The sequence below is a fragment of the Blastococcus sp. SYSU DS0541 genome (assembly GCF_054050875.1).
The window spans coordinates 89,815-105,794 of the sequence record NZ_JBJHAD010000012.1 but is presented as its reverse complement, the minus strand read 5'-3'; the positions used below and the strand labels follow the sequence as shown (position 1 = coordinate 105,794).

Annotated in this window: 10 protein-coding genes and 2 tRNA genes; 11 read left to right on the top strand and 1 reads right to left on the bottom strand. The window is 74.7% G+C overall.

From position 1 onward, the window contains the following. Positions 1 to 89: 89 nt before the first annotated feature. The 6 genes from ACI794_RS14185 (at position 90) to ACI794_RS14160 (ending at position 8,754) form a co-directional block, all read left to right on the top strand. A complete protein-coding gene (locus ACI794_RS14185; protein ID WP_456602913.1) occupies positions 90 to 1,289 on the top strand; it encodes an MFS transporter in 1,200 nt (399 codons plus the stop codon). A gap of 123 nt (positions 1,290 to 1,412) precedes the next feature. After that, positions 1,413 to 1,501: transfer RNA gene (locus ACI794_RS14180), tRNA-Ser, on the top strand. Positions 1,502 to 1,521: 20 nt separating this feature from the next. Continuing rightward, positions 1,522 to 1,594 (top strand) — tRNA-Arg (locus ACI794_RS14175). A gap of 417 nt (positions 1,595 to 2,011) precedes the next feature. After that, positions 2,012 to 3,352 carry a heparin lyase I family protein gene (locus ACI794_RS14170; protein WP_456616672.1) on the top strand — a complete coding sequence of 447 codons (1,341 nt, stop codon included), beginning with the start codon at positions 2,012 to 2,014 and terminating at the stop codon, positions 3,350 to 3,352. 427 nt (positions 3,353 to 3,779) lie between these two features. After that, a complete protein-coding gene (locus tag ACI794_RS14165) occupies positions 3,780 to 6,017 on the top strand; it encodes an MMPL family transporter (RefSeq protein ID WP_456616671.1) in 2,238 nt (745 codons plus the stop codon). Between the two features lie 151 nt (positions 6,018 to 6,168). Next, positions 6,169 to 8,754, top strand: a complete 2,586-nt coding sequence (locus ACI794_RS14160; RefSeq protein WP_456616670.1) for a transglycosylase domain-containing protein — start codon at positions 6,169 to 6,171, stop codon at positions 8,752 to 8,754. A gap of 172 nt (positions 8,755 to 8,926) precedes the next feature. On the opposite strand, the gene ACI794_RS14155 is transcribed toward ACI794_RS14160, so the two are convergent. Beyond that, positions 8,927 to 10,207: an alpha-hydroxy-acid oxidizing protein gene (locus ACI794_RS14155; protein WP_456616669.1), complete on the bottom strand. Its 1,281-nt coding sequence runs from the start codon at positions 10,205 to 10,207 to the stop codon at positions 8,927 to 8,929. A 333-nt stretch (positions 10,208 to 10,540) separates the two neighbouring features. On the opposite strand from ACI794_RS14155, the gene ACI794_RS14150 reads away from it, so the two are divergent. The 5 genes from ACI794_RS14150 (at position 10,541) to ACI794_RS14130 (ending at position 15,898) form a co-directional block, all read left to right on the top strand. Then, on the top strand, positions 10,541 to 11,524 hold the full coding sequence (locus ACI794_RS14150) for a hypothetical protein (protein WP_456602918.1): 984 nt from the start codon (positions 10,541 to 10,543) through the stop codon (positions 11,522 to 11,524). Positions 11,525 to 11,563: 39 nt separating this feature from the next. Continuing rightward, complete coding sequence (locus ACI794_RS14145; RefSeq protein WP_456580134.1) at positions 11,564 to 12,064, top strand: MarR family winged helix-turn-helix transcriptional regulator; 501 nt, start codon at positions 11,564 to 11,566, stop codon at positions 12,062 to 12,064. A gap of 100 nt (positions 12,065 to 12,164) precedes the next feature. Then, complete coding sequence (locus tag ACI794_RS14140; protein WP_456616668.1) at positions 12,165 to 13,715, top strand: acetolactate synthase large subunit; 1,551 nt, start codon at positions 12,165 to 12,167, stop codon at positions 13,713 to 13,715. A 131-nt stretch (positions 13,716 to 13,846) separates the two neighbouring features. After that, on the top strand, positions 13,847 to 14,848 hold the full coding sequence (locus ACI794_RS14135; RefSeq protein WP_456602920.1) for a tripartite tricarboxylate transporter substrate binding protein: 1,002 nt from the start codon (positions 13,847 to 13,849) through the stop codon (positions 14,846 to 14,848). Between the two features lie 42 nt (positions 14,849 to 14,890). Further along, a complete protein-coding gene (locus tag ACI794_RS14130) occupies positions 14,891 to 15,898 on the top strand; it encodes a Bug family tripartite tricarboxylate transporter substrate binding protein (protein WP_456602921.1) in 1,008 nt (335 codons plus the stop codon). Positions 15,899 to 15,980: the final 82 nt, after the last annotated feature.

Sequence of the window (15,980 nt, the reverse complement as noted above, 5' to 3'; positions counted from 1 at the left end):
TTCGTCCCTAGTCTCGGGACTGCGTAGGCGGTCAACGGTCTTTGACCGCCTACTGTTCCGATTCCCTGCAGTGTGAAACGAGTGCAAGCGTGCGTGCCTACCTCGCCGTCTGGCGGCTTCCCTCCGCCCCGGTGCTCCTCCTCGGCGGCTTCGCCGGTCGTCTGCCGTCGGCCATGGTGCCGTTGGCGCTCCTGCTCATGGTGCAGCAGCAGACCGGCTCGTACGCGATCGCCGGCCTCGCGGCGGCCACGCTCGGCATCGCCTCGGCGATCATGGCCCCGGTCCTCGGCCGGCTGGCCGACCGGCGGGGGCCGCGCCGGATCCTGCTGACCCAGGCGGCGCTCTACCCGCTGCTGCTCGCGCTGCTGGTGGCGGTGACCCTCGGCGGCGCGTCCGACCTCGCCGTGGTCGCCGCCTCGGCCCTGGCCGGCGCCACCACGCCGCTGGTGTCGGGGACCGTCCGCGCCCTGTGGTCGCGCACCGACCCCCAGCGCCGGTCCACCGCGTATGCCCTCGACGCCACCGCCACCGAGCTGGTCTTCGTGGTGGGCCCCGCCCTCGTCGCCACGCTGGCGGTGCTGGCCGCGCCGTCCTGGGCGGTCGGGGTGGCCGGCGCGCTCGCCGTCGTGGGAGCCGTCGGTGTCGCCGGGGCCGCTCGCTCGTGGGTGCCGGAGGTGGCGCCGTCGGCGAGCCTCTTCTCCACCGTGCTCGCCCCGGGCATGCCGCGCGTGCTCGCCAGCGGGTCGGGCCTGATGCTCGGCTTCGGCGCGCTGGAGGTCGCCATCCCTGCCTTCGCCGACTCCATCGGCACGCCCGGGATGTCCGGGGTGCTGCTGGCCGTGTGGGCGCTCGGCTCGGTCGCCGGCGGCCTCTGGTTCGGTGCGCGGGTGATGAGCGCCTCCTTGCCGCGGCAGTACCGCTGGCTGCTCTTCGGTGTGACCATCGGCCTCGCCCCGCTGGCCTGGGTCTCGAGCCCGTGGGCGCTCGGCGTGCTGCTGTTCCTCGGGGGGACGGCGATCGCGCCCACCCTGACCGTGCAGAACTCTCTGGTCGGCTCGCTCGCCCCCGTGCACGCCACCACCGAGGCGTTCACCTGGCTGTCCACGATCACCGTCGGGGCCTCGGCCGTGGGCGCGGCTCTCGGTGGTGCGCTGATCGAGACCTCCGCCGGGGTGTCCGGTGCGCTCGTGCTGGCGTGCGCGGGAGCGGCCGCGGCCGTCGCCGTCACCCTCGTGCCCGGGCGTGGGCCGCGCGCCGCCGCCGTCCGTCGGGAGCCGGTCGCCGCCTGATCGCGCCGGCCCGAGTGGCTGCACTCGTCGGTCGGCGGACGGGACGCCCCGACCCCCGGGACAACCGGCCGCGGGGCGCTGGTAGTCTCTTTCCTCGGTGGTTCCGAGGCGACTCGAGCCCCGGGAGGCTTCGCCTAGTCCGGTCTATGGCGCCGCACTGCTAATGCGGTTTGGGTTAATCCCCATCCCGGGTTCAAATCCCGGAGCCTCCGCGCACGACAACTGAACACACGCACCCGTAGCTCAACGGATAGAGCATCTGACTACGGATCAGAAGGTTAGGGGTTCGAATCCCTTCGGGTGCACGTCTGGTTGAGACACCGAGCGGCCCCGCACTTCGACGGAAGTGCGGGGCCGCTTCGTATGCCACGCCCTGCCGCCTCGTCCGCGGGCGGCCGCGGCTCCGAGGCGCGGCGCGCGGCGGCCGGCCCGCCGGCCCTGGTCCGGGGCGGCTCCGGCTGCGTCCTCGGCCGCTGGGGCGAGCTCGGGCCCATCGCGCGCTGATCGTCACGAGGTCGCACGACCGTGCGCTCGCGGGCGCGGACGCCCGCGGCGACGAGCACCCGGCCGTGCGACGCGACGCCACGCACCTGACGCCGCACTGAGTAGTTGCTTCACTACTCTGCGTGTGGGATCGTCACGGCGCCCCCCGCTCCGGCTCGCCGCGCCGGGCCGGTGCGGGTCGCACCCGCCGTGCTCGACCGGATGTGAGGACCGACGTCGTGAACAAGCGCACCCTGGCCGTCCTGGCCGCCATGACCGTGATCGGTGGCACCGGGTTCGCCGGCGCCGCTCTCGCGGCACCGCGCCCCACGGCATCGCAGACCCAGGTCGCCACCGTGCTCCCCGCGCCCGCCGACCTCACCGGTGACGTCGTCGCCCAGCGGGCGGTGCTCGACTGGTCGGGCGTGGCCGGAGCCCGCGACTACGTCGTCATCGACGTCACACGGAGCGACGCCGGGCGCCTGGTCGGCTCCACGACCGGCACGTCGTGGACCTCGCCGCGCCTGCCGTTGTCGACCCCGGCCTACTCGTTCGTCGTCGTGGCCCGCGACTCCGCCAAGACGCAGGGCGCTCGCACCGAGCCGGTGCAGGTCTTCCCGGGTGGCCAGCCGTCGACGCCGGCCACGCTCCCCGCCGAGCCGACGACCCCGCCGACGGAGCCGACGACGACTCCCACCGAGCCGACGACGACTCCCACCGAGCCGACTCCCACCGAGCCGACTCCCACGGAGCCGACTCCCACCGAGCCGACTCCCACCGAGCCGACTCCCACCGAGCCGCCGACGCCGCCGGCGACGGAGCCCGAGCAGTCCCCCTCCCTGCCCACCCGGGTCTGGGGCTACGAGGCGTCCACGGGCCTGCTCCCGGACCCGTGGGACGAGGTCCACTCCCTGCGGTCCGACACCCAGGGCCTCACCACGGAGAACCCGTACCCCGGCAGCTCCCGGACGGCCTTCTTCACGGTCCACCCCGGGGACACCGGCTGGAACGGCACCAGCGGCACCCTGCGATCCGAGGTGCGCGACTCGATCGCCGACTCCGGCGACGTGCGTCCCGGCGACGAGCAGTACTGGGCCTGGTCGACGTTCTTCCCGGCGGACCACGACTGGGACGAGCGCGGCCAGTTCCTCATCTTCACCCAGTGGCACCAGACGGTGAACTCGGGCAACCCGAACGTCCACTTCTGGTCCGACGTCGACGAGCACCTCATGGTCGACGTCCGCGGCGGTGCCGGCGGCCGGGTCGCCGGTGACGCGCAGTACGTCGAGACCTTCGACCTGGGCGCGATCGACAAGGGTGCCTGGAACGACCTCACGGTCCGCTTCGTGTGGTCCCCGGACCCCACGACGGGGCTGATCGAGGTCTGGCACCAGGGGGAGAAGGTGCTGTCGGAGAAGGTCGCCAACCTGTACGTCGACCAGTCGGTCTACATCAAGCAGGGCATCTACTCGGCGGCCGGCACCGCGCGGACGCACTACCTGCAGCACGCGCCGATCGGGTTCGGCCCCACCCTGGAGTCGGTCGCATCGCTGAACCAGCTCCACCGGCCGGCCGGCTGATCGCCGACCACGACTGACACGACGACCGGTCCGGCGCTGCGCCGCTGAGCGACCCACCCGCGGGATCGCACCACCGCTCGGCTCGGTCGAGTGCTGCTGGCTCGGGGCCATCGGCCGCTGATGCCCCACGAGTGCGCATGGTTGGGCGACCGCGGTTCCCGACCGCATCGCCGGGCTGCCCGCCCACGGGTGAGGAGTCACGCCGGACCCCCGGCGCGGACCCTGGCCGGGTCTCGACCAAGATCAGGGACGGGCTCAGGGGTTTCCCTGATGTTCGGCCACGGCTCCTCCGGAAGTCTCTCCGCCGACGGGACGCGCCCCCATGGTCGGGCCGCCCCGACCCCCGACCGACCAGCTGACGGGATGGGCGCGCGCGCCCCCGCCGGCGGATCGACCTGCGGGCACCCGCACGCGACAGGAGACGACGATGGATGGATCCCGCAACATCGCGGGCAGGGTCGGCCGGTGGAGCGCTCGCCACCGGAAGACGGCGGTGTTCGGCTGGCTGGCCTTCGTGCTGGCCGCCGTCGCCGTCGGGGCGGTCGTGCCCCAGGCGCAGCTGACCTCGGCCGAGCAGGCGATCGGCGCGCCCGCCCGGGCGCAGCAGATCCTCGACGCCAACGGCTGGGAGGAGCCGGCGTCGGAGATGGTGCTGGTGCAGCGCGACGCCGACGTGCCCGAGGCCGCCGCCACCGCCGCGCTCACCGACCTCGTCGACGAGCTGCGCGCCACCCCGGAGGTGACGAACCTGGTCAGCCCGCTCGACGGCGCCCCGCTGGTCTCCGCCGACAGCCGCTCCGCGCTGGTCACCTTCGACCTCGCCGGGACCCCGGACGCCGCCGCCGTGCAGATCGCCCCCGTGCAGGCCGCGGTCGCCGCGGTGGCGGCCGAGCACGACGGCGTCCGAGTGGAGCAGTTCGGCGGCACCAGCGCCGACGTCGCCCTGTCCGAGACCCTCGACGCGGACTTCCAGCGGGCCGAGCTGCTCTCCATCCCGATCACGCTCGCCGTGCTGCTGCTGACCTTCGGCGCGCTCGTCGCCGCCGTCCTCCCGCTGGTCTTCGCGCTGACCGCCTTCGTGGGCGCGCTCGGCCTGCTGAGCCTCACCAGCCAGATCTGGCACGTCGACCAGACCGCGTCCATCGTCATGCTGCTCATCGGCCTGGCCGTCGGCGTCGACTACTCGCTCTTCTACCTCAAGCGGGAGCGCGAGGAGCGGGCGAAGGGCGCGGGCCCCGTCGACGCCCTGGACGTCGCCGCCGCCACCTCCGGGCACTCGGTGCTCATCTCCGGCATCACCGTCATGGTGGCGATGGCCGGCATGTTCCTCACCGGCTTCTCGGTCTTCACCGGCGTCGCCTCGGCCACGATCCTGGTCGTCGCGTGCTCGGTGCTCGGCTCGCTGACGGTGCTGCCGGCGATGATGGCCTGGCTCGGCGACCGGGTCGAGAAGGGTCGGCTGCCGTTCGTGCGCCGCCGCACCGCCGACCGGACGGGGCGGTTCTGGCCCGTGGTCCTCGGCGCGGTGCTGCGCCGTCCGCTCGTCGCCGCGCTCCTGGCCGGCGGCGCGCTGATCGGCCTCGCCGTCCCGGCCTTGTCGATGGACCTGCGCGCCGAGGGCGTCCAGGACCTGCCGCAGGACCTCGCGGTCATCCAGACCTACAACCGGATCACCGAGGCGTTCCCCGGCGGTCCCGCCCCCGCCGAGGTGGTGGTCGAGGCGCCCGACGTCACCGCCCCGCCGGTGCAGGCCGCCATCGCCGAGCTACGCGAGCGCGCCCTGGCCAGCGGGCAGATGAACGAGCCGATCAACGTGGAGACCAACGACGCGGGCACCGTCGCCGTCGTCGGGGTGCCGCTGGTCGGGGACGGCGAGGAGCAGGCCTCGCGCGAGGCCCTCGCGACCCTCGCCGACGAGGTCGTGCCGGCGACCGTCGGTGCGGTGGACGGCGTCACCGCGGTGGTCACCGGCGGCACGGCCTACTCCGTGGCGTTCGACGAGCTGATGGCCGAGCGCACCCCGTGGGTGTTCGGCTTCGTCCTGGTGCTGGCCTTCCTCCTGCTGCTGGTCTCGTTCCGCTCGGTCACCGTCGCGATCACCGCCATCGTGCTCAACCTGCTCAGCGTGGCCGCCGCCTACGGCGTGATGGTGCTGGTGTTCGAGGAGGGCGTGGGCGCGGACCTCGTCGACCTGGACCGGACCGGGGCGATCGTGAACTGGATCCCGCTGTTCCTGTTCGTGATCCTCTTCGGCCTGTCGATGGACTACCACGTCTTCATCCTCAGCCGGATCCGCGAGGCCCGGGACCGCGGGCTGGCCACGAAGGACGCCGTCGCGCAGGGGATCACCTCGTCGGCGGGGGTGGTCACCAGCGCCGCGGTGATCATGGTCTTCGTCTTCCTGACCTTCGTGACGCTGTCGATGACGAGCATGAAGCAGATCGGGCTCGGGCTGGCGGTCGCCGTCCTGCTGGACGCCACCGTCGTCCGGGCGCTGCTGCTGCCCGCGGTGATGCAGCTGCTGGGGGAGCGCAACTGGTACCTGCCGCGCTGGCTGGGCTGGCTGCCGTCGGGCCACCGTGAACCGGTGCGGGTGGTGCCCGCGGCGGTGCCGGTGCCCCGCCGCGAGGTGGTGGACGAGCCCCTCGTGCTCTCCACCGACTGAGCCGGAGCCGTGCCCGGACGCGTGGCGGAGGCTCTTTGCGATCGTGTGACAGATCGGTCCGCCAGCTGGCACCGCGCCGATCGCGGGGTACCGAGGGACGTGGTCCCGCTCCGCGTGGGAGCCGCCGCTGCCCCCTGCGCCGAGGAGTTCCGTGTCGCCCCGTCCCGTCAAAGACGGCTTGCCCCTGCCCGGGGTGGAGGAGGCGCCGGTGCGGCGTCGCCGGCGGTCGAGCGCACTGCTGAAGCTCGCGCTGGCGGTCGTGCTGGCCGGGGCGCTGCTCGCCGGGTTCGCCCTCCCGTTGGTGGGCGGCGCCACCATGGCCACGCGCGCGGGCGCCGAGCTGATGCGGCCGGTCGGGGACGAGCTCCTCGACCGCACGCCGCCGAGCAACACCCGGGTGCTGGCCGCCGACGGCTCCCTCATCGCCGAGTTCTACCGGCGCAACCGCACGGTCGTCCCCAGCGAGGCGATCGCCCCGGTGATGAAGGACGCGCTGGTGGCGATCGAGGACAGCCGGTTCTACTCGCACAACGGCGTCGACGGGAAGGGCCTGGCCCGCGCGCTGCTGCGGAACCTCAGCGCCGGCGAGGTGGTCGAGGGCGGCTCGACCCTGACCCAGCAGCTGGTCAAGCAGATCCGGGTCCAGACGGCGACCGACCCCGAAGCCCGGCAGGCCGCGACCGACGAGAGCATCGGCCGCAAGCTGCGGGAGGCCCAGCTCGCCCTGGCGCTGGAGCAGGAGTACACGAAGGACGAGATCCTCACCCGCTACCTCAACCGGGTCTACTTCGGTGCCGGCGCCTACGGCATCGCTGCCGCGGCCGAGACCTACTTCGGGGTGACGCCGGACGCGCTGACCCTCGCGCAGGCGGCCACGCTCGCCGGCCTGGTGCAGAGCCCCGCCCAGTACGACCCCTTCGTCGCCCCCGAGCGGGCCACCGAGCGCCGCGACGTCGTCCTCGCGCGGATGGAGGAGCTCGGCCTGGCGGATCCCGCTGCAGTCGCCGAGGCCCGCAGCGGCCCCGTCGTCCTGGCACCCGGACCAGGGGACCCGCGCGGCTGCCGCGAGGTGCGGCTCGGGGCGTTCTTCTGCGACTACGCCATGGACTACCTGACCGGCGTCCTCGGCATCTCGCGCGAGCGGATCGAGACCGGCGGCCTCACCGTCGAGACGACCCTGGACCCGGCGATGCAGCGGGCGGGCGACGCCGCCGTCCTGAACGCCCTGGCGAGGGAGGACTCGCGCGCCGGCATCTACACCGCGGTGGAGCCGGGGACCGGCCGGGTCCTCGCCATGGCGGTCAACCGGCTCTTCGGCGCCGCCGAGGGTGACCCGGCGAAGACGACGGTCAACCTCAACGTGGTGGCCGGTCAGGGCACCGGGTCGACCTACAAGGTGTTCACCGCGGCCGCCGCGCTCGAGCAGGGCTTCGGGCTGGACCACGTGATCACCACGCCGGACCCGTACGTGTCGACGGTGTACCGCGACGGCGACGGACCCTACGAGGTCCGGAACGCCGGGCGCTACCGGCAGCAGCTGGACATGGAGCAGGCGCTGTACATGTCCTCCAACACCTACTTCCTCGCGCTGGAGGACCAACTGGGCAGCGTCGAGGCGCCGGTGCGCATGGCGCAGCGGCTGGGGTTGGCCTCCCTCGACCCGGTCGCCGACCAGGTCATCGCCGAGAACCGCGGCTCGTTCACCTTCGGCGCCGAGGCCACCAGCCCCCTGCACCTGGCGAACGCCTACGCGACCCTGGCCGCCGGCGGTACCCGCTGCGCCCCGACGCCGATCAGCCGGGTGCTCGACCGCGACGGCCAGCCGCTGCTCGGCGAGGACGGGCAGCCGCTCGGCGGCCCGCGGTGCGAGGCGGAGGTGGTGGCCCCCGGACTCGCGCACACGCTCAACCAGGCCCTCCGCAAGGACGTCGAGCCGGGTTTCCCCGGCCAGACCGGCCGCCGGGCCTACGTCCCCGGCCACCAGATCGCCGGCAAGACCGGCACCACGCAGGACAACTTCTCCGTCACCTTCGTCGGCTACACCCCGCAGGTCGCGGCGAGCGTGATGGTCTACAACCCGGTGCGCAACGAGGACGTCGGCGGCTTCGGCGGGGGTGTCCCCGCGCAGATCTGGCACGACGCCATGCAGCCGATCCTCAGCGCGCGGGAACCGGTGCCGTTCCCGCCGGCCGACCCGTTCTACGTGCAGGGCACCCGGGAGACGGTGCCGGGTGGGTGCGTCGGCCGGTCCGCCGACCGCTGTCGCGGCCTGCTGGGCTCACGGGACCTGACGGCGAGCGTCGTGCCCGTCGACAGCGCCCGCCCGCCGGGCGTCGTCGTCCGCGTCGACCCCGGGCCCGGGGCGATCCTGGACCGGACCCAGGCCGTGACGGTCCTGGTCAGCAACGGCGCCCGCTGGAACCCGCCGCCGCCGCCGCCGCCTCCGCCTCCGCCGCCGCCGCCGCCTCCGCCGCCGCCGCCCCCGCCTGCGCCGGAACCCCCGCCGCCGCCTCCGCCGCCCCCGCCTGCGCCGGAGCCCCCGCCGCCCGCGCCGGAGCCGCCGCCGCCTGCGCCGGAGCCCCCGCCTGCGCCGGAGCCGCCGCCGCCGCCCGCGCCGGAGCCCCCGCCGCCGCCCGCGCCGGAACCGCCGCCGCCCCCGCCGGGCGAGCCGGAGCCGCCCCGGCCACCGGCAGAGCCGCCCGCCGAGCCGACGACGCCGCCGGACGCGGTGCAGTGAGAGCGGGTGGGGCGAGAGGGTGAGGGGCGGGGGGCCGGTCCTGGCGGTCTGGCCGCGTTGGTCGGTCTACCCAGCAGTGGGTAGCCACTGTTTCCCGGCTTCCCCCGCCCGCCCCTACTGTGACCCAGGCCACAGGCGTCGTCAACCCGCGGTACCGATCCGTCCGGGTCGGTCAGCCGACGCGGCGCAGGACCTCCGGGCCGAGCTGGTCGACGGCGGTGTGCCCGGTCAGGCCCAGCGTCAGGTCGAACTCCCCGACGACGTCCTCGACCACCTGGCGCACCCCCGCCTCGCCCGCCAGCGCGAGCCCCCAGGCGAAGGGCCGGCCGAGCAGCACCGCACGGGCCCCCAGGGCGACGGCGGTGAAGACGTCGGCGCCGCTGCGGATGCCGCTGTCGAGCAGCACCGGCGCCCGGTCGCCCACGGCCGCGACGACGTCGGGCAGCGCGTCCAGCGCGGCGATCGACCGGTCGACCTGCCGCCCGCCGTGGGTGCTGACGACGACGCCGTCCATGCCCTCGTCCAGCGCGCGGCGCGCGTCGTCGGGGTGCAGGACGCCCTTGAGCAGGATGGGCACCTCCGTGCGGGCGCGCAGCCACGCGAGGTCGGCCCAGCTGATGGAGGGCCGCGAGTAGATCGCCAGGAACGTCTCGACGGCGGCGCGGGGGAGCGGTGAGCGCAGGTTCTCGCGGAACGGCCCCGGCCAGGCGCGGGCCATCGTGACCAGCGCACGCACGGCGGCCGGGGTGGGCCTCGGCTGGGGCTCCCGCGGGCCGGCCGCGGCGGCCCGCTCCTCGACGAGGCGGCGGAACACCGGGTCGGAGGTGTACTGCGCGATCCCCTTGCCGAGGGCGAACGGCAGGTGGCCGAGGTCCAGGTCCCGCGGGCGCCAACCCAGCATCGTGGTGTCGAGGGTGACCACCAGCGCCTCGCAGCCGGCCTTCTCTGCGCGGTGGACGAGGCTCTCCACGAGCTCGTCGGAGGTCGACCAGTACAGCTGGAACCACCGCGGGGAACCGTCCATCGCCGCGGCGCACTCCTCCATGGGGCGCGAGCCCTGGTTGGAGAAGACCATCGGGACGCCGGTGGCCGCGGCGGCGCGGGCGACGGCGAGGTCGGCCTCCGGGTGCACCAGCTCCAGCGCCCCGACCGGCCCCAGCAGCAGCGGGGCGGGCAGCCGGCGCCCGAAGAGCTCCACGGAGGTGTCCCGCACGCTGGCGTCGCGCAGCACCCGCGGGACCACGGCCCAGCGGTCGAAGGCGGCGCGGTTGGCGCGCTGGGTCACCTCGTCGCCGGCTCCACCCGCGACGTAGGCGTAGGCCCGGGCGTCGAGCGCCCGCTTGGCGCGCTCCTGCAGCCGCCGGACGCCGACCGGCACCCGGGGGGAGCGGCCGTACACGCCGGCCCGGTACACCTCGTTCTGCCGCCGTCGGCCGGCGCCCGCTTCGGTCACCCGGCCACCGTAGTGACCCTGCTCACGGGTGCTGCGGCAGGGGCGGGTGGCCGGCCAGGACACGCGTGCGATCGCCGGATGCGGGGTAGCGCGGGATGACATCAGGGGCCCCGGGGGTTCACCTGGTGGGGTGATCGACGGGTTTCTGCCGACACACCGCGCGACACGCGCGACACGCCCGTAACGGGCTAGCGACGAAGCGTCACTTCCGTCATCCTGGAACTCGAGGGCATCGGAAGGGGAGCAGGGCTGAACAGCGGTTGCGGGCGGATCGCCGGGCCGACGTGGACGACGTCGGCGCGGTTGGGCCACGGTGCCCTCCCCGCCGGTGTGGTGACCGGCCTCCTCGTCGTCCTGCTCGGCCTCGCCGTGGCCGGTGCGGCCCCGGCGCAGGCCCTCGACGACCCCTCCCGTCCCGACGCGCGGGTGACCCACGGCCCCAGCTGCCGACCGGGCGGCATCGTCGTGGAGGTCGTCGCCGGCACCGTGCCCTACAGCGTCGTGCTCGCCACCGGGCGGACGCCCTCGGGCGAGGACGAGGCCGTGCTCGTGGCCCTCGGCAGCGTGGTGCTGCGGACGGGTGACGTCGCCCCGGGCGAGACCATCGACCCGCGGCTGGAGTTCACCGCCCAGGACGGGTCGGGGGACACCTTCGTCGACGACCTGGCGGACTACACGCTGACCCGGCCCACGGTCGAGGACTGCGAGGTCGCCATGTCCCCGCCGCCGCCTCCGCCGGCCCCGCCCACCGCCGGGGTGGAGCCCACCGACCCGGGCTCCTCCGCCGGCACGACGGCGCCCGCACCGACGACCCCCGGTGGCACCGGGACGCCGACCAGCCCGGAGGCCACGACCGGCGGGCATCCCCGCACCTCCGAGGAGGCGGGCGCGCTCGTCCCGGCCGGCTCCCGGGGCGGGGGTTCCCCCGTGCAGCCGGGCGGCACGGTGGTCCTGCGCGGCGCCGGCTTCATCCCCGGCGAGCGGGTGGACGTGCTGCTCCACGGCAGCGGGACCGTGCTGGCCACCGTGACCGCGGACCCCAGCGGGGCCTTCCGCGTCGACGTCCGCATCCCCGAGGGGGTCGCCGCGGGTGCCGCCACGCTCGACCTGGTCGGGGCCGACTCCGCGGTCAGCGCCGGTGTCGCGCTGCAGGTGGCGGCCTCCGTCGAGGAGGAGCCGCCCGCCCGTGGTGTCGTCTCGCTGGCCTCGCTGGCGATCGCCGCGCTGGCGCTCGTCACGACCGCCGGCGGGCTCGTCTCGGTCGCCGGCCGGCAGCACGCCGGCCGACGCGCCGTCGGATCCGCCTCCGCCGCCTGAGTCGGTTTCGCCGTCGCCCGTTCAGGGGACCCTGACCGCGTGCCACTGTCCGAGGACGCGCTCGCGCGCGGGGTCCCCCGGGACGCCGCCGCTCTTCCCGGAGCCGCCCCCCGTCCCGCCGAGACCTGGTTGCGGATCGTGCAGGTGCACGACCACATCACCCGGCGGGTCGACTCCGCGCTCCACCGCCACCACGACCTCTCCCTCACCGGCTTCGAGGCGCTGCGGCGCATCGCGGAGTCACCGGGGGAACGGGCCTCGATGGGAGAGGTGGCCGAAGCCGTCGGCCTCTCCCGGCCGGGCGTCACCAGCACGATCAACCGCCTGGTCGCCCAGGGGCTGGTCGTGCGGGAGCGGGTCGACGGCGACCGGCGCCTGCTGCACGCCCGGCTGACCCCCGCCGGCCGGGCGCGGGTGACGGCGGCCTGCACCACGCACGACGAGCTCGTCGCCCACCTGCTGACGCTGCTCGGCACCGACGCCGACGTCGTCACCGACGCTCTCGCCCGGGTCTCGGCCGCCACCCGCACCCGTCGCTGAACCCACCCGCCGGCGTGCGGGGGGTGCTGCGTACGGTGCCCTCCATGGGTGCCCAGGGTGATCGCCGCCACGCAGGCTCCGAGCGAGCGGGGGGTGCGGCGTGAACGGCGCGCAGGCCCTCATCCGGACGCTCGTCGACGGCGGCGTCGACGTCTGCTTCGGCAACCCGGGCACCTCCGAGATGCACTTCGTCGCGGCGCTCGACGCCGTCCCCGAGATGCGCGGCGTGCTCTGCCTGTTCGAGGGGGTGGCGACCGGGGCCGCCGACGGCTACGGCCGGATGACCGGCCGGCCGGCCGGCGTCCTGCTGCACCTCGGCCCGGGGCTGGCCAACGGGCTGGCCAACCTGCACAACGCCCGCCGCGCCGCGACCCCGATGGTGACCGTCGTCGGTGACCACGCCGGGTACCACAAGCAGTACGACTCCCCGCTGGACAGCGACATCGACGCGCTCGCCGGCACGGTGTCCCGCTGGGTGCGCCGCTCGGGGAGCTCCGCCGACGTGGCGGGGGACGCGGCCGAGGCGATCGCCGCGGCCTGCACCGCGCCCACCGGCATCGCCACGCTGATCCTGCCCGCCGACGTCTCCTGGTCCGAGGGAGCGGCGACGGCGGCTCCCCGGCCGGCCGGCCGGCCGGCGACCGTGGCCGACGACGCGGTCGCGCAGGTCGCCGCGCTGCTGACCTCCGGCGAGCCATGCGCGCTCCTCGTGGGCGGCGCGGCGACGAGGGAACCCGGGCTGCTCGCGGCGAGCCGCGTCGCACAGGCGGCCGGGGCGCGGCTGTTCTGCGAGACCTTCCCGGCGCGGCTGGAGCGCGGGGCCGGCCTGCCGGCCGTCGAGCGCCTGCCCCGGGCGGGCCAGCAGGTCGCCGCCCGGCTGGCCGGCGTCCGCCACCTCGTCTGCGTCGGCGCACGGCCGCCGGTGGAGTTCTTCGCCTACCCCGACCGGCCCAGCAGCCTGGTCCCCGAGGGCTGCGAGGTCCACGTGCTCGGCGACGGCGGGGACGACGTCGTCGGGGCGCTCGCCCGGCTCGCCGACCTCGTGGGCCCGGACGTCGAGCCCGACCTCCAGCCCCTCCGGCGGCCCGACCTGCCGACCGGCGCGCTGACCCCGGACGCCGTCGGCGCGGCGCTGGGCGCCCTGCTCCCCGAGGGGGCGGTCGTCGTGGACGAGGGGGTCACCTCCACCCGGCAGATGCCCGTCCCGACCGCGGGCGCGCCACGCCACGACTGGCTGACCCTCACCGGCGGTGCGATCGGCCAGGGGCTCCCGGTCGCCACCGGCGCAGCGGTCGCCTGCCCGGGGCGGCGGGTGGTCAACCTGGAGGGCGACGGCAGCGCGATGTACACGATCTCGGCGCTGTGGACCCAGGCGCGCGAGCAGCTCGACGTCACCACGGTCGTCTTCAGCAACCGCTCCTACCGCATCCTCGAGGGCGAGCTCCGCAACGTCGGGGCGGAGGCCTCCGGGCCGCGGTCCAGGGACCTGCTGGAGCTGAACCGGCCGGACCTCGACTTCGTCGCGCTCGCTGCCGGGATGGGCGTTCCCGGCAGCCGGGCGACGACCGCGGAGGAGTTCGTCGAGCAGTTCCGGCGCGCGGTCACCGAACCCGGACCGCACGTGATCGACGTCGTGCTCTCCGTGGGCTGACCGAGTCCGGATCGTTGCCTCCCGGGGCCGTGCGTGCGCGGACCCTGTGCTTGTATCCAGGTGATCCACACCACCGACCGGAGGCATCCGGCGGTGGCGAGCGGTCGACGACGACCGATGGGGGAGGAAGCATGCGCATCTCGGCAGGCCTCGCAGGCGTGGCCTTGATCGGACTGGTCTCCGCGTGCGGCGGGGACGACGGCGGAGGTGGCACCGCGGCCGACAGCGGCACCGGTGGCGGTGACGCCGCCTCGTCCTACCCGACCGAGTCGATCCGCATGATCGTGCCCTACGGCGCGGGCGGGCCGACCGACCTGACCACCCGCACCGTCGGCGCCTGCATCGAGGAGGAGCTCGGGCAGACCGTGGTGGTCGAGAACCTGCCCGGTGGCTCCGGTGCCCTGGCGACGACCGAGCTCATCGCCGCCGAGCCCGACGGGTACACCCTGTCGCTGGTCACCGCCGGCACCATGGTGCTGACGCCGCTGGCCAACGAGGTGGGCTACACCAAGGACGACATCACCCCGGTCGGCGTCATGACCGAGGTGCCGTCGGTCCTGGCCGTGGGGGAGAACTCGCCGTACGCCTCCGCGGAGGACTTCTTCGCCGCCGTCGAGGCCCAGCCGGGCACCGTCACCGTCGGCACCCCCGGAGCCTCCACGCCCCAGGCGATCGAGCTGCAGCGGCTGGCCGAGGAGCACGGCGTGCAGGTGACCGCGGTGCCCTTCAACGGCAACGCCGAGATGACCACCGCCCTGCTCGGCGGGAACGTCGACGCCGTGCTCATCAACGCCTCGAGCGACGTCGTGCAGAACATCGAGTCCGGCGCGTTCGTCCCGCTCGTGGCCTCGCCCGAGGAGCGGCTGTCCTGGCTGCCCGACACCCCGACCTTCACCGAGCTCGGCTACGACGGCCTGACCCTGTCCGGGTCGACCTTCGGCCTCGCCGGCCCGGCGGGGCTGCCCGACGACGTCGTCTCGACGCTGGAGGACACCCTGCAGACCTGCCTGGAGAAGCCCGAGGTGCAGCAGACGCTCGGCGAGGAGTACGTCCTCGAGGAGTTCGCCGGCGCCGAGGAGCTCGCCGCGGTCCTCGACCGCACCCAGGAGGTCTACGAACCGATCCTCGGCTGACCCGATCCCCGTACGACCCGCCCCCGACCACCGGAGGAACCCATGCGCCGTACCCGCTCGACCTTCCCCGCGCTCATCGCCGCGTCCGTGCTCACCCTCGCCGCCTGCGGCGGCGACGACGGTGGTGAGGAGGCCGCCACCGGCGGCGGTGGCGGCGATGCCGCGGCCTCGGACTACCCCACCGAGAGCATCAACCTGATCGTCCCCTACGCCGCGGGTGGCCCGACCGACCTGGCGGCGCGCACCATCGGCAGCTGCATCGAGGAGGAGCTGGGCCAGACCGTCATCGTGGAGAACCGCGAGGGCGCCTCCGGCTCGGTCGGCATGCAGGCGATGCTCGCCGGCGGGAACGACGGGTACACGCTGTCCCTGATCGCCGTGCCGGCCTCGGCCACCAACCCGCTGCAGGACGACGTCGGCTACACCAACGAGGACTACGTCCCGATCGCCGCGGTCACCGAGATCCCCTCGGCGCTCATCGTGGGGGCGGACTCCCAGTTCTCGACCGCCGAGGAGTTCTTCACCTACGCGGAGGAGAACCCGGGCGAGCTCAACGTCGGCGTCCCCGGCACCACGACGTCGCAGGCGATGGAGCTGCGCCGCCTGGCAGAGGAGTACGGCGTCGAGGTCACCGCGGTGCCGTTCACGGGCAACGCCGAGATGACGACGGCGATCCTCGGCGGCAACGTCGACGCCATCTTCATCAACAGCTCGCAGGACGTGCTGGAGAACATCGAGGCCGGCAGCTTCGTCCCGCTCGCGGTCAGCCCGCCGGAGCCGGTCGACTACATCGAGGCGCCGACCCTGGCCGAGTCCGGCTTCGAGGAGCTGACCAACAGCGTCTCGGTCTTCGGCCTGGCCGCCCCGGCGGGGGTCCCGGACGACGTCGTCACCACGCTCGAGGAGACGGTGGACACCTGCCTCCAGAAGGACGAGGTGCGGCAGCAGCTGGGCGAGCAGTACGTTCCCGACGAGTTCATCGGCAGCGACGACTTCGCCACGCGGATCGACGAGATCGTCGAGGCCTACGGACCCATCCTGCAGGAGTGATCCCCGCAGCTGCGGGGACCGGCACCGCGCCGGTCCCCGCGGCTGCACGCCTGGTGCCGTCCGCCCGTTTCCCCCGGAGATC

Bases quoted from the DNA above. Each gene is read 5' to 3' on its own strand.
- ACI794_RS14165 (WP_456616671.1), top strand. From the start codon at position 3,780: ATGGATGGATCCCGCAACATCGCGGGCAGGGTCGGCCGGTGGAGCGCT.
- ACI794_RS14135 (WP_456602920.1), top strand. From the start codon at position 13,847: ATGCGCATCTCGGCAGGCCTCGCAGGCGTGGCCTTGATCGGACTGGTC.
- ACI794_RS14130 (WP_456602921.1), top strand. From the start codon at position 14,891: ATGCGCCGTACCCGCTCGACCTTCCCCGCGCTCATCGCCGCGTCCGTG.